A 14,417-nucleotide genomic window follows, 5' to 3' on the forward strand; every position below is an offset into this window, starting at 1 on the left:
CCCGAAATCGCTTGGCGGTTTCGGGATTTTTGCTTATCTTTGCCAACGTTAATAGTAAATAGTTGATAATATGGCAACGAAGTTATATCCAATAGGCATGCAGACCTTCTCTGAGATTCGAGAGGAGGACTTTCTCTATGTAGATAAGACGGAGTACATCTATCGTATGACTCATACGAGTGGAAAGTATTTCTTCTTGAGTCGTCCACGTCGTTTTGGCAAATCACTTTTGGTTTCGACTTTTGAGAGTTACTTCGAGGGAAAGAAGGAACTCTTTAAGGGGCTTGCCATCGAAAAGCTAGAAAAAGATTGGACGAAATATCCTGTGCTTCATTTTAGTTTGGCAGGTGGAAAGCACATGGAGAAAGACCAATTAGTGCGCTATCTCTTGTATATATTAGAGAAAAATGAGAAAAAGTTTGGAGTTATAAAGGATTCTCCAGACCCGAATGTCCGTATGCTTAATTTAATAGAAACAGTATATGAACAGACTGGGCAGAAGGTCGTTGTGCTCATCGATGAATACGATGCTCCTTTGCTTGATGTGGTGCATGAAGATACTAGCTTGGATATATTGAGAGAGGTGATGCGCAATTTCTATAGTCCCCTAAAGGATAGCGACCGTATGCTGCGTTTCGTCTTCTTGACAGGCATCACCAAGTTCTCGCAACTTAGTATATTCAGTGAACTCAATAATATTACTAATGTGAGTATGGATACAGAATATGCTGGCATTTGCGGCATTACCAAGGAGGAACTTGTGACAGAAATGCATGAAGATATTCAGCAGATGGCAGATGTGTTGGGCTTGTCGTATGATAAAACTTTGGAAAAGTTGAAGGAAAATTATGATGGCTATCATTTCGCTTGGCCTTCTTCTGACATATTCAATCCATACAGCTTGCTCACTTGCTTTTCAAAGCGAAAGGTTGATTCCTATTGGTTTGGCTCAGGCACTCCTACTTATCTCCTTAATATGATGCGGAAATATGACTTTACACCGATTGACCTGGGTGAACAGATGGATGCATCAAAGGATGATTTCGATGCAGCCACTGAGACGATGACTACTATCATGCCTTTGCTTTATCAGAGTGGTTATATTACTATCAAGAATTATGATCCGGAAACGGAACTCTATACCTTGGCTCTGCCTAACAAAGAGGTGAGGATAGGTTTGTATCGCAGTATGTTGCCGCATTATTTGGCGGCAAAGTCTGCAATGTGCAATACGACCGTGGCCAAGATGTCGGCTCTTATCAATAAGGGTAACATGGATGGTGCTCTTCAGCTATTGAAAACGTTCTGGGAGACGGTACCTTATTGCGATAATACCGATTATGAGGGGCATTATCAGCAGACAATGTATATCATCTTTGCCCTGCTTACGAATTTCCGAATATTGGTGGAACAGCATACTTTCCGGGGAAGAACAAACATTACGATGGAAACAAAGGATACCATCTATGTGATAGAACTGAAATTTAATAAGTCGGCACAAGAGGCTCTTGACCAAATCAACAACAAGCATTACGCTGATGCTTTTGCCCTAAGAGGCAAAACCGTGGAAAAGATTGGTATGAACTTTATGATTGATGAAGATAAGACGATCGTATTGGATTGGTGGAAGTTTGGGGAGTAGCAACAGAAAAGATGTCCTAGCAAAAGATGCGAGGGCATCTTTTTCTGTGTTATAAAACAGACACTTTTAGATAATTATTCGACATGATAGCCATCACAAAGCATTTGTTACATGAAATAAAGTTATGAATCGAATAAATCGCTACTTTTGCGGTGTTTTAACAACTTAAATAACAAAAGCCGGTGAAAATCATCGGTATCATAACAATTTTAAACTTTTATATTTCAACCTAAAAACAAATGAAAAAGAGATTTTTGGCGATATTGGCGGCTGCGTTGCTACCGTCATGTCTGTTCGCCCAGTTTGGAGTGGTTTCGCCGCTTCATGTGAATGGCAATCAGTTGAATGATGCCTATGGCAACAAAGTGGTTTTGCATGGTGTGATGGATACACCGAGTCCTTACTTCAACAAATACCGTTGGGGTAATACTTGTACTGATAACAATATTCAGCCATGCATTAGCTATTACGACAAGATTTTCGGAGCACTCCAAAATCCTGCTAAAGGCACTTATTGTAATATCTTCCGTCTTCATCTCGAACCAGGCTGGACCAATGATCCCAACAAGAAGTCAACGGGTTCTGATACTGGAGAGGCTAATATATCGCGTTTCAGTGCTACCCGTTTGCAGAAGTATCTTGATGCCCTTTATCTGCCTATTGCGCAGAAGGCCATCAATCATGGCTTGTATGTAGTGATTCGTCCTCCAGGCGTATGTCCTAAGGATTTGAAGGTAGGCGATGCTTATCAGAATTATCTTAAAACGGTGTGGAACATCGTTTCCAGCAGCAGTTGGGTGAAGAATAATTCTGGCATCGTATCCCTGGAACTTGCCAACGAGCCTGTTCATATATATAATAGGTATGGTCAGAGTTCTGCCACAGCCATGCGAGATTATTTCCAGCCAGTGGTTGATGTGATTCGCAAGAATGGATTCAAGGGTATTATCTGGATTCCTGGCACGGGCTACCAGAGCCAGTATGAGAATTATGCCTCTTATCCTGTTTCCGACAGCAACTTCGGCTATGCCGTTCATGTGTATCCAGGATGGTATGGTGCAAGTGATAAGAACTATGATTCCAATGCTTTCATCTATAATTTCCAGAAGCAGGTGCCTGTGGTAAAGAATAAACCGATTCTTGTTTCTGAGATAGACTGGAGTCCGGAGAGGCCTGGTGCAGGTAAGTATAATGAGTTTGGACAGTGGGTGGCCAGCAACCTGGGTTCATGGGGAACTGCCACTACCAGCAAATGGGGTAATGCCTGGAAGAAGGTGATGGATCATTTCGGAAACATCAGCATGACGCTGACCAGTACTGATGATTATCTTGATATTGACAACTTCCTGAAAACTGGTCAAATCAAGGCTGGATTGGAGGCTAATCCGGAGGCTTGCGGTCAGACCTGCTTCTACTGGTATTATGAGTATTCCAAGAAAGACTATGCTCATAAGTCTGCTGGTACGTCTTCTTCTAACCAGAATACTCAGCCTTCTACCGGTTCCTCAACTTCTGGCAATACCCAGGGCGAGAACATCATCAAGTCGTGGGGCGATGGCAGCGGATTCGTTCCTTCGGGCTGGACGGTGGCAGACAACGGTAGCCAGGTTTATGCCGGCAATAAGTCGAGCGGTCCACGCATCATGAACTTCTCAGGTGATTTCAAGAATGCTTTCTATGTGAGAAGTATTTCTGCCGATAAGGCTGGCTATATGGAATATGGTAATACCAACGGTTATACCCTGCCTCTGGTATATGGCGAGTATGAGCTGAGCTGCAATGTGGCTGCCTGGAAGGGTGCTCCATATATGAAGGTAGAGGTGTTCGACCCTCAGAATGCTGTTCTTGCTTCTACCATCGTCAAGGCAAATGGCAATGCGAATGGCAAGGCGGGTGCTTATCTCTCGGGTACCACCAGGGTTTCTCTCTCGTTCTATTCCATGATTAAGGGCAATTACCGTGTACGTTTCACCCCTGTGGCAGATGCCAAGGGCACAGGTGGTGCCTGGGTTGAGGCTCTGGTAGGCAATGTGGCTCTTTACTTCAAGGGAAATCCGCTGGCACTGAATGCCGTGGGACAGGTTCCTGCCGGATGGAAGATTGTTGATGCTGGAGAGCAGAAAGCGGCTGGTGCAGCTGGCAGCGGTCCACGCATCTTCCAGTTTGCCGGTGGTGATTTTTCTACGGGTCTTTACATCCGTCAGAGCGATGCCAGCAAGGCAGGCTACGCTGAGTTTGGTTCTACTTGGGGCTATGGCTTCTCGTTGAAGCAGGGCAGCTATGTATTCTCTTATAATGCCGTGGCGTGGTCGGGGTCTCCTTATCTGAAGTGTGAGGTTCTCGACGAGAGCAACAACGTGCTTGGTTCTCAGATTATCCAGTGTACCAAGAATGTGAACAAGAACACCGGTGCAAATACTTATGGCAGCAATAGTGGTCAGGTACGATTCACCGCTTCCCGCACGGGTTACTATCACTTCCGCTTCACTCCTGTGGCAAACAGCTGGGGTGGCAGTGGTTCATGGCTTGAGGTAGTGGTAGGTCATTTGAAGATTTCCATGACCAGTGCTTCCCGTTCAAGAAGCATCGATGGTGGTTGGAACGATGGCACTACGGGCATCGGGCAGGTTGAGAGTGCTGAGAATATCAGCGGTCAGGAGACCAAAGAGAACTCCGGCTGGTACACGCTTCAGGGTCAGCGGGTAGAACACCCAACCAAGGGTATCTATATCCATAATGGCAAGAAGGTGGTTTTGAGATAGAATATTAAGTGAGACTTCCATGATACATCAATGAGACTTCTCGGCACTAAAACCGAGAAGTCTCATTTTTGCTTACCTTTGCAGCAACAAATAACAATTCCGTAGTCTCGTAATCTACCGGTCTTATCCATTTACCCTTAAGTATACGCCAAAGAATCTCGGCAGGATTAAGTTCCGGAGAATAAGGTGGATGTTGAATCCAATAGATACTTTGCCGATTTTTTAATGTGTCATAGCAACTGACCAAGAAATAATAAACATAATACGCCAGCATACAATGCAAAAGGTGAGGCAACTCTGCCATTTATCGTATCATAAAACTTAATCTCAAATGACTTTTTTGTAAATACGCTGATAAAGAAAGCTAATTCTTAGGTTTTTATTCTTTATTCTGACAGAAAAAATATAACTTTGCAGGATAAATAATTCATGTAAATAACAATTATATATACAATCATAAACCAATGAAACGTTTTATGCTCTTTTCAATCTTTTGCTTCGTACAGATGCTGACATGCTTTTCTTATGCCAACTCAGGACGACTTTATACATCCAACGACATGTCGAGTAGCTTGATTCGATGTATCATACAGGATAAGTATGGTTTCATTTGGGTGGGTACCAATTTTGGACTGAATCGTTTTGACGGCTATAAATTCTGTACCTATCTTTGCAATCCAGCCGATACGACAACCATTCAGGACAATGATATCGTAAAACTCTATCCTTACAGCAAAGAGTTCCTCTTTGTGGCAACAAATCGTGGACTCTATAAATATTCTTATCTTACCAATAGTTTCCAGCATATCGTATTGGAAAAGAAAGATGAGAAGATAAGAGTAAGTTCTCTTATTGAGGATGGAAAGCATAATCTCCTGATAGGTACAGCCGGGTATGGTGCCTATAGGTTGGATATGACTACAGGTAAAGTTACTCGCCTTTCAAGGAAATCTGCAAATTCAGTGGATGATTTCTTTGCTATGCTGTTCTTCGATGATGAGGGATATCTGTGGCAGGCTAATCATACAAAGGTGTTGAGAAAATATAAATACAATGGCAAGTCTATCAAACTGGTAAGTGTATATGAACCTAAAGGTCTGTTTAGTGTTTGTAAATTATATGCCGCAGACAAGAAGGGCTTCTTTGTGGCGCATGTTGGCGGCATTATGCGCTATGATTATGCATCGCATCGCTTCTCACGCTACGATTTCGATTTTTCAGCTCATCAGGGGGCAGGATATATCAGCGCAGTTACCTTGGATAAGTATGGCAATTTATGGTTGGGTACTTCGGGAGATGGAACTTTCAAGATACCGCATGGAAGCAGAAAGGCTTATCGGGTGGAGTTGAATAATCAATCGTTTATCTTTGATAATGCGCATATCAGCGATTTGCTGATAGATAGAGATGGTAATCAGTGGTATGGATGCTATATGAAAGGACTTTTCTTGTCGAATAATGATAAGAATGTGTTCCATCCGGTTTCTTTGGATGAATTGGGGGCTGGTATGGAAACCATTTCGTCTGTAGTGGGAGTTGCTGACGGATTGATGCTTTTTGTGGTCAAAAATCATGGGTTGTATCTCTTGGATGAGAAGACGGGCAATACCAAGCTACTACAAAGTCCTGCAGGACCAATCAAAGTGTACTCGGATTTTCGGAAGAATGTTTATGTATATGGCCGTGATGGCATTTATGAGTATGATTGGAAGCATCAGACTTACCGGTTGTTGCTGCCTGCCAATGGACTTTCTCTAGATTATATGCAGGTAGATGCTGCTGGTAATATTTATTTTACGAGCCAGGGCAACGGACTTTATGTATGGAATAGGAAGAGTGGCAAGATGACGCAATATCTGATGGATGATAAGCGTCCACACAAAACCATTTGCAATAACTGGATATCGGAGATCAGGTTAGATTCCCGGGGATGGCTCTGGTGTGCAACAGCCAATGGTGTGTCGTGCATGGATACCAAAACCGGATATTTTGACATCATTCTTTCTCGGCCTTTGTTGGAGGGTAAATCGTGCTATTCTACATTAGAACTGTCGGATGGTAAGATTGCTATTGCCACAGAGATGGGGCTTTATCTCTATGACAGAAAAAAACAGCAGACTACTCCTTGGCCTCATTCCGAGAGTATTAGCGGATTGAGAATTTATTCGCTGAAGAAGGATGTCAAGGGAAACCTATGGATGAGTACTGCGCAGGGTATCTGGTGTTATGATAGTAAAGCTAAGTCGTTTTTCTCTTTTGAAAAGGGAAACGGACTCTTGACCAAGGAATATCTGGCTGGAGTAGTAGGTTCTACATCGGATGGGGTTATCTGTTATGGTAACTCCGAAGGTTTGACTTATTTTAGGCCTTCTCAGGTAAAGGATTATAATGAGAAAACGTCCGCCATTTATCTGTCGGGTGTGTTGCTTGATGGAAAGATGGCTCCGTTTATTGGAGATAATCTGAGTGTTCCGTCTGATTTCAAGTCGATAGTGCTCAGCTTCTCCCAGCTTGATTATCAGAGCGTGGGTAACATCGTGTTTCAGTATCGCATCAACGGGGGCAAATGGATCAGCAATGCGGCTGGAGACAATAGCTTCAACTTCACAGGTTTGTCGTATGGACATTATCGTATAGAAGTGCGTACCTATTGCAACGGCAAGTACTCCACATATAAAAAGGTGATCAACCTGGATGTGCTGGCACCTTGGTTCCTTACCGTTTGGGCGAAGCTCCTCTATCTCTTCCTGATTCTCGGCCTCACGGCTGCCGCTATCATTGTTTATCTGCGCAAGAAGAAGAGAGATCTGGAAGAGGCTAAGATGCAGTTCCTCATCAATGCCACCCACGATATCCGTTCGCCGCTGACGCTGATTATGGAGCCTCTGAAGAAACTGAAGGAGCGATTGGGAAATGCTGAGGAATATCAGGCGGATATTGATACCATCGACCGAAACACACAGCGTCTGCTCACCCTGGTGAATCAGATTCTCGACAAGAGACGCCTGGACAAGCATCAGATGAACCTCTCGTGCAGGGAAACCAACCTGGTGGAGTTTTCGCAGGGTTTGGTTTCGCTCTTCACCTATAATGCCAACCTGCGTGGTATTAATATCAGGCTGGAGATGCCAGAGACGCCTGTGAATGCATGGATAGACCGCAACAAGCTGGATAAGGCGATAGCTAATCTGCTGTCTAATGCCTTTAAATATACGCCTAATGGCGGCGAAATCATCTTCCGCATTGAGAAGCAGGATAAGAAGGTGCTCCTGTATGTGATTGATAGCGGCAAGGGATTGGGAAAGAACGATGATGCCAAAACCCTGTTTGAACGCTTCTATCAGGGAAAGAATTCGGCTGATATGCACCTGGGAGGTTCGGGCATCGGCTTGAATCTATGCCGATCCATCGTAAGGCTTCATGGTGGCGATGTGACAGCACGCAACCGAGAGGACGGAACGAGCGGTGCCTGTTTCATCATAGAATTGCCTTTGGGAAAAGAACATCTTAAGGATAGCCAGATTAATTCAGACTACGTGGTGAATGGAAAGAAACAGCAGAGAGGTGCGGCTAGCAGAAACAGTAAAATCCTGCTAGTGGATGATGATATCGAAATCTGCCGTTATCTCAAGTCGGAACTGAGCGACTGGTATCGCTTTGTAATCTGCAACAATGGCAAGGAGGCGCTGAAGCAGCTGCTTTCTGGTGATTTCGACTTGGTGGTAAGCGATGTGGTGATGCCGGAGATGGATGGTATCACGCTGCTTAGAAATATCAAGGGCAATGCCAATATCAGCCACGTGCCAGTAATCATGCTTACTTCCAAATCGGAAATCAGCGATAGGCTAGAGGGTATTAAGCTAGGAGCTGATGCTTATCTGGCAAAACCATTCAGTCTGGAGGAACTTCATCTCACGATAGACAATCTCATCGACAATGTACGTCGCCTGAAGGGTAAGTTCAGTGGTGCCCTGAAGCAGGACGACAAGGTGGAGAAGATAGAGGTGAAAGGCTACGATGAGGAGCTGATGGAGCGTATCATGAAGGTAGTGAACGAGAACTTGAGCGATTCTGACTTCAATGTAGAGAAGATGTGTGATGAGGTGGGCGTAAGCCGTACTCAGCTGCATCGTAAGTTGAAGGAGATGACCGGTGTTCCTACTAGTGAGTTCCTGCGAAACATCCGTCTCAATGAGGCTGCCCGATTGATAAGAGAGCATAAAATCAACATTACGCAGGTTTCGTATATGGTGGGATTTGCCAATAATAGTCATTTCTCCACTGCATTTAAGAAATATTTCGGAATGTCGCCTACGGAATATGCGGCAAAATATACTGAGTAAAGTATTTGAAACATTCTATAAAGTCATTATGATTATTTTTTCGTAATTTTGCAGCATTAAACGAAAAAACAATCATAATGATGAATACAACGAAAATCTTGGCTCTCAGAAAGCCGTTACTGATAAGTGCATGGCTGCTTGCCATGCAGGGTGCTGCCTATGCACAGAACCCAATCGTGCAAACACAGTTAACTACCGACCCAGCACCTCTGGTTGTCGGAGACCGTCTCTATGTATATACCGGTCATGATGAAGATAAGGCTGACTTCTTCTGGATGAACGAATGGCGTGTATATTCCACCAAGGATATGGTGAACTGGACAGACCATGGTTCTCCGCTCGATCTCAGTTCTTTTTCCTGGGCAGACGACCGTGCCTGGGCAGCACAGGCCATCGAACGTAATAGTAAGTATTACTGGTATATCTGTGCGCACTCTAAACTGACGGGCGGAATGGCTATCGGCGTAGCTGTGGCTGATTCTCCTACCGGTCCGTTCAAGGATGCGATGGGCAAACCGCTTTTCGATAATGGAAGTTGGGACAATATCGACCCTACCGTCTGGATGGACGAGGATGGTCAGGCTTATCTCTATTGGGGTAATCCGCATCTTTACTATGCCAAACTGAATGAAGATATGATCAGCTTCAAGGGGGGTATAGATGCTAAGGCTGCTGTTGATGAAAAGCGTGAAGTGGGCAGAATCGTGATGACTGAGGAGGGATTCGGTTCGCCTGACGTGGAGAAGCGTGATTCTACCCGAAAATATAAAGATTGCTACACAGAGGGACCTTGGTTCATGAAGCGTGGCAAGAACTATTATATGCTTTATGCTGCAGGTGGAGTGCCTGAGCATATCGCTTATTCCATGAGCAAGAAGCCTTTCGGACCATGGAAGTATATGGGCGAAATCATGCCATTGGAAGATACGGGTTCCTTTACTAACCATTGCGGTGTGACCGACTTCAAGGGCAAGTCTTATTTCTTCTATCATACGGGTAAACTGGGAGGCGGATTCGGACGCAGTGTAGCTGTGGAAGAATTCAAATATAATGCCGACGGTACCTTCCCAATTATCCACCATACTCAGGAAGGAGTGGCTCCTATCGCAACCCTCAATCCTTACAAGCGCCAGGAAGCTGAAACCATCGCTTTCTCTAAGGGAGTGAAGTCGGAGCAGACCGACGAGACGGGTGTTTATATCTCAGAAATCCATACAGGTGATTATATCAAGGTGCGCGAGGCGGATTTCGGAAATGAGAGTCCGGATGCATTTGCCATCTCTGCAGCGTGCTCGTCGCTTGGAGGTTCGCTGGAGGTTCATCTCGATAAGGAAGATGGCGAACTGATAGCTAAACTTGATGTTACCAAGACGGGTGGCTGGGAAAAGTGGAAGACTTTCTCGGCACAAATGCTCAAGAAAGTGACAGGAAAGCATGATATATACTTCGTGTTCAAGGGATTGAAGGGAAGCAAACTCTTCAATTTCGACTGGTGGAAGTTTGAGAAGAATTTCGCCAATCCTGTGGTTTGGGCTGATGTGCCTGATGTGGATGTAATCCGTGTGGGTGACAGCTTCTATATGGTAAGTACCACCATGCATCTGATGCCGGGTGCGCCTATCATGAAATCGAAGGATCTGGTGAACTGGGAAACCGTGAACTATATCTTCCCTAAACTTACCGATTCGCCTAAGTATGACATGAAGGAGGGTACGGTGTATGGTCGTGGTCAGTGGGCCACTTCGCTGCAGTATCATCGTGGCAAGTTCTATGCGCTCTTTGCTCCGAATGATAATCCTGGTGGAGAGACTTATATCTGTACAGCCGATGATATCGAGGGCAAATGGACTATCCACAGCCGTTTGCAGCATTTTCATGATGCCGCTCTCTTCTTCGATGACGACGACAAGGCGTATGTGGTTTATGGCACAGGAGAGATGGTGCAGCTGAATGCCGACCTGACGGATGTGGTGCCGGGCAGCCATCGTAAACTCTTTGAGCGTGATGCTGATGAAACAGGCTTGCTCGAAGGCTCTCGCATGATCAAGCACAACGGCAAGTATTATCTCCTGATGATTTCGTGGCCACAGGGACATCCTCGTCGTGAGGTTTGTTATCGTGCAGATAAGATAACGGGTCCTTACGAAAAGAAGGTGATTCTGGAAACGGAGTTTGCCGGATTCAACGGCGTGGGACAAGGTACGATTGTAGATGATAAGGATGGCAACTGGTATGGCATCGTATTCCAAGACCGTGGTGGTGTGGGCAGAGTGCTCACGCTTGAGCCATGTACCTGGAAGGACGGATGGCCTATGCTGACCGATGAGAAGGGCAATATTCCTGCCAAGATGCAGAAGCCTGTGCTGGGCTACGATGGTAAGGGACTCGTGTATAGCGACGATTTCTCGAAGGATAAACTGGAATTGCAGTGGCAGTGGAACCACAATCCTGTGGATAATGCCTGGTCGCTCACAGAGCGCAAGGGCTGGCTCCGCCTGAAGACATCCCGTATTGTTCCTAACATCTTCCTGGCTCCTAATACCATCAGTACCCGTACCGAAGGACCTGCCTGCGAGGGAATCATCAAGATGGATGTAAGCAAGATGAAAGATGGCGATGTGGCTGGCTTGTCAGCCTTTCAGGGTGATGCAGCCCTGCTTTCTATCGTAAAGGAAGGCAAGAAACTCTTTGTGGTTGGTACCAAGGAGAGTGTAGCTTTGACTGAAAAGGAGAAGGCGGTGACTGATGTGAAGCGTGAGGAGGTGTATCGCCAGCCTTTGAATCTGAAGCAGGATAAGGCAACGAAATCAAGCATCATCTATCTGAAGATGAGTTGCGATTTCCGTCTTCATCAGGATCTCGCCACCTTATTATATAGTATAGACGGCAAGACCTGGATTCCTGCCATCAAGGATTTCAAGATGCAGTATGATTATCGCCGCCTCTTCATGGGTACCCGTATCGCCATCTACAACTATGCCACAAAGGCTGCTGGCGGATATGTGGATGTAGATAGTTTTGAGTATTCTAAAAGAAAATAGGTTTAAAGTTTGAGATATTTTTAATTTTGACGGCACAAAGTGATGGAAAATCAAAAAGTTTCCTTATCTTTGTGCCGTTTTTAATTACTAATCAATGCTGATTTTATGAACAGAAATAAGATGATTTTGGGGGCTTGGGTCTTGGGACTATTGTTTCCGGTAGAGATGATGGCTAAGACAAGTTGCACAGATAATAGTACTCGGCTTTGGTATAACGCTCCTGCCCAACATTGGCTGGAGGCTTTACCTATAGGAAATTCTCACTTGGGAGGTATGGTATATGGCGGAACTACGGACGAGAATATCCAGTTGAATGAGGAGACTTTCTGGAGTGGCGGTCCTCATAACAACAATAGTAAGAAATCCCTGGAGAATCTGCCAAAGGTGAGGGAACTCATCTTCAATGGCAGGGAAGAGGAGGCAGCGGCTCTCATCAACCAAACCTTCATCCCAGGACCTCATGGCATGCGCTTCCTGCCGATGGCAAATCTGCATATCAGAATGAAGAACCGGGGAAAGGCTGAGCAGTTTGTGCGCAACCTGGATTTGAAGAGGGCGATTGCCACGACTTCTTTCATGATGGATGGCGTAAGATATACCCGTACTACCTTTGCTTCGCTGGCTGATGGCATCATCGTTTGCCACATCAAGGCGAGTAGAAAGGGTGCCCTGAATATCGATGTTACCCTGGATTCGCCTTTTGAACATCAAGTTCAGAAAACGCCTACAGGGGTTATGCTGAAGGTGAAGGGACAAGACCAGGAAGGCATCAAGGCGGCTCTCACTGCCGAATGTGTGGCAGATGTAAGGACGGATGGCACCGAGGCAACCATCCTCGTGAGCGCTGCCACCAATTTTGTGAACTATCACGATGTGTCGGGCAATGCTGCCCAACGCAATGCCGACTATATAAATAAGGTGAAACTGATGAGCTACGCACAGTTGGAGAAACGCCATGTGGAGGCTTATCGGAAGCAGTTCGCTACTTCTTCTCTGATTTTGCCAGCCGATATCAATGCTTCGTTGCCTACCAACCTGCGCCTGGAAAAATTTGCAGGCAGCAAGGATATGGCGATGGTGGCACTGATGTATAACTATGGTCGTTATCTGCTCATTTCCTCTTCCCAGCCTGGTGGACAGGCTGCAAACCTGCAGGGTGTTTGGAACAACAGTAAAAATGCGCCTTGGGACAGTAAATATACCATCAACATCAATACGGAGATGAATTACTGGCCTGCCGAGGTAACGAATCTCGGTAACACCACGGGGCCTCTGTATTCGCTGATTAAGGATTTGAGTGTAACGGGAGCACAGACGGCTAGGGAAATGTATGGTTGTCGTGGCTGGATGGCACATCATAACACCGATATTTGGCGCATAGCAGGTCCGGTGGACGGTGCGCAGTGGGGCATGTTTCCGAATGGCGGAGCCTGGCTCACCACTCATCTCTGGCAGCATTATCTCTATACGGGCGACAAGGCTTTCCTTGCACAGTGGTATCCGGTAATAAAAGGTGCCGCTGAGTTCTATCTCGACTATATGCAGAAGTTGCCGGGCACCGAATGGAAGGTAACCGTGCCGTCGGTGAGTCCGGAACAGGGACCTAAGGGTAAGAGAACTGCCGTAACGGCGGGATGCACGATGGACAACCAGATAGCCTTCGATGCTCTGACCAGTGCTGTGAAGGCTTCTGAAATATTGGGTGTTGATGAGGCTGAACGCAAGGCGATGCAGCAGCTGATTTCTCAGATTCCGCCGATGCAGATAGGAAAGTACGGACAGTTGCAGGAGTGGCTTGTGGATGCGGATGATCCGAAGAATGAGCATCGCCATATCTCGCATCTCTATGGATTGTATCCATCCAATCAGATTTCTCCTTTCTCTCATCCGGAACTGTTCCATGCCGCAGCCACCACTCTGAAGCATCGTGGCGACCAGGCTACGGGCTGGAGTCTGGGTTGGAAGACGAACTTCTGGGCACGCATGCTCGATGGTAATCATGCTTTCAGAATCATCAGTAATATGCTTCGTCTGTTACCATCTGATGCGCAGGCAAAGGAGTATCCTGAGGGCAGAACCTATCCGAATCTCTTCGATGCCCATCCACCATTCCAGATAGACGGCAACTTCGGAGTAACAGCCGGCATCGCAGAGATGCTCCTGCAGAGTCATGATGGAGCCGTGCATCTCTTGCCGGCATTGCCTGATGCCTGGAACGAGGGAAGCGTAAAGGGACTTCGTGCCCGTGGCGGCTTTGTGGTGGATATGGACTGGAAGAATGGCAGACTGATGAAGGCGAAGATTCGCTCCACCATCGGAGGCGTGCTGCGTCTCCGCTCCTACGTTCCGCTGAAGGCGAAGAATCTGAAGAAGGCGGAAGGTGGCTGTCCGAATGCCTTGCTGGCACCTGCTGTGGTAAAAACAGCGATGGAGCAGCAGAGAATGGAAGAAGGCGTCAAGGCGAATATCCCAGCGGTGTATGAATATGATTTGGAAACAGAGCCAGGAAAGACTTATCAGCTTTCCGGTTTAAAATAGGTGTTTCAAGTCTTATAATCGTATTTTATATAGGTAAATATCAAAAAAAGCCGTAAAAGTATCGTTTTTTCCACCTTTAAGTGGATAAAAA

6 protein-coding genes are annotated in these 14,417 nt (G+C 45.8%); 5 read left to right on the forward strand and 1 reads right to left on the reverse strand.

Annotated features, from left to right (window positions below):
- Positions 1-70 precede the first annotated feature (70 nt).
- Entirely contained in the window at positions 71-1,642 is a 1,572-nt protein-coding gene (locus KUA49_RS16590; RefSeq protein WP_218412707.1) for an ATP-binding protein, read from the forward strand.
- A 239-nt stretch (positions 1,643-1,881) separates the two neighbouring features.
- The gene (locus KUA49_RS16595; protein ID WP_218412708.1) at positions 1,882-4,404 is read left to right on the forward strand and encodes a cellulase family glycosylhydrolase; all 2,523 of its coding nucleotides are present in this window, start codon (positions 1,882-1,884) and stop codon (positions 4,402-4,404) included.
- Between the two features lie 46 nt (positions 4,405-4,450).
- On the opposite strand, the gene KUA49_RS16600 is transcribed toward KUA49_RS16595, so the two are convergent.
- Positions 4,451-4,708 carry a transposase gene (locus KUA49_RS16600; RefSeq protein ID WP_318331639.1) on the reverse strand — a complete coding sequence of 86 codons (258 nt, stop codon included), beginning with the start codon at positions 4,706-4,708 and terminating at the stop codon, positions 4,451-4,453.
- Between the two features lie 160 nt (positions 4,709-4,868).
- Between KUA49_RS16600 and KUA49_RS16605 the strand changes: the two genes are divergently transcribed.
- From KUA49_RS16605 to KUA49_RS16615, 3 genes are all read left to right on the forward strand, one after another.
- Complete coding sequence (locus tag KUA49_RS16605; RefSeq protein WP_218412709.1) at positions 4,869-8,747, forward strand: response regulator; 3,879 nt, start codon at positions 4,869-4,871, stop codon at positions 8,745-8,747.
- Between the two features lie 77 nt (positions 8,748-8,824).
- Entirely contained in the window at positions 8,825-11,788 is a 2,964-nt protein-coding gene (locus KUA49_RS16610; RefSeq protein WP_412178588.1) for a family 43 glycosylhydrolase, read from the forward strand.
- Between the two features lie 105 nt (positions 11,789-11,893).
- Entirely contained in the window at positions 11,894-14,326 is a 2,433-nt protein-coding gene (locus KUA49_RS16615; RefSeq protein WP_218412710.1) for a glycosyl hydrolase family 95 catalytic domain-containing protein, read from the forward strand.
- The last annotated feature ends 91 nt before the right edge of the window (positions 14,327-14,417 follow it).

The organism is Segatella copri, assembly GCF_019249655.2.
In the GTDB taxonomy this organism is placed as follows: domain Bacteria; phylum Bacteroidota; class Bacteroidia; order Bacteroidales; family Bacteroidaceae; genus Prevotella.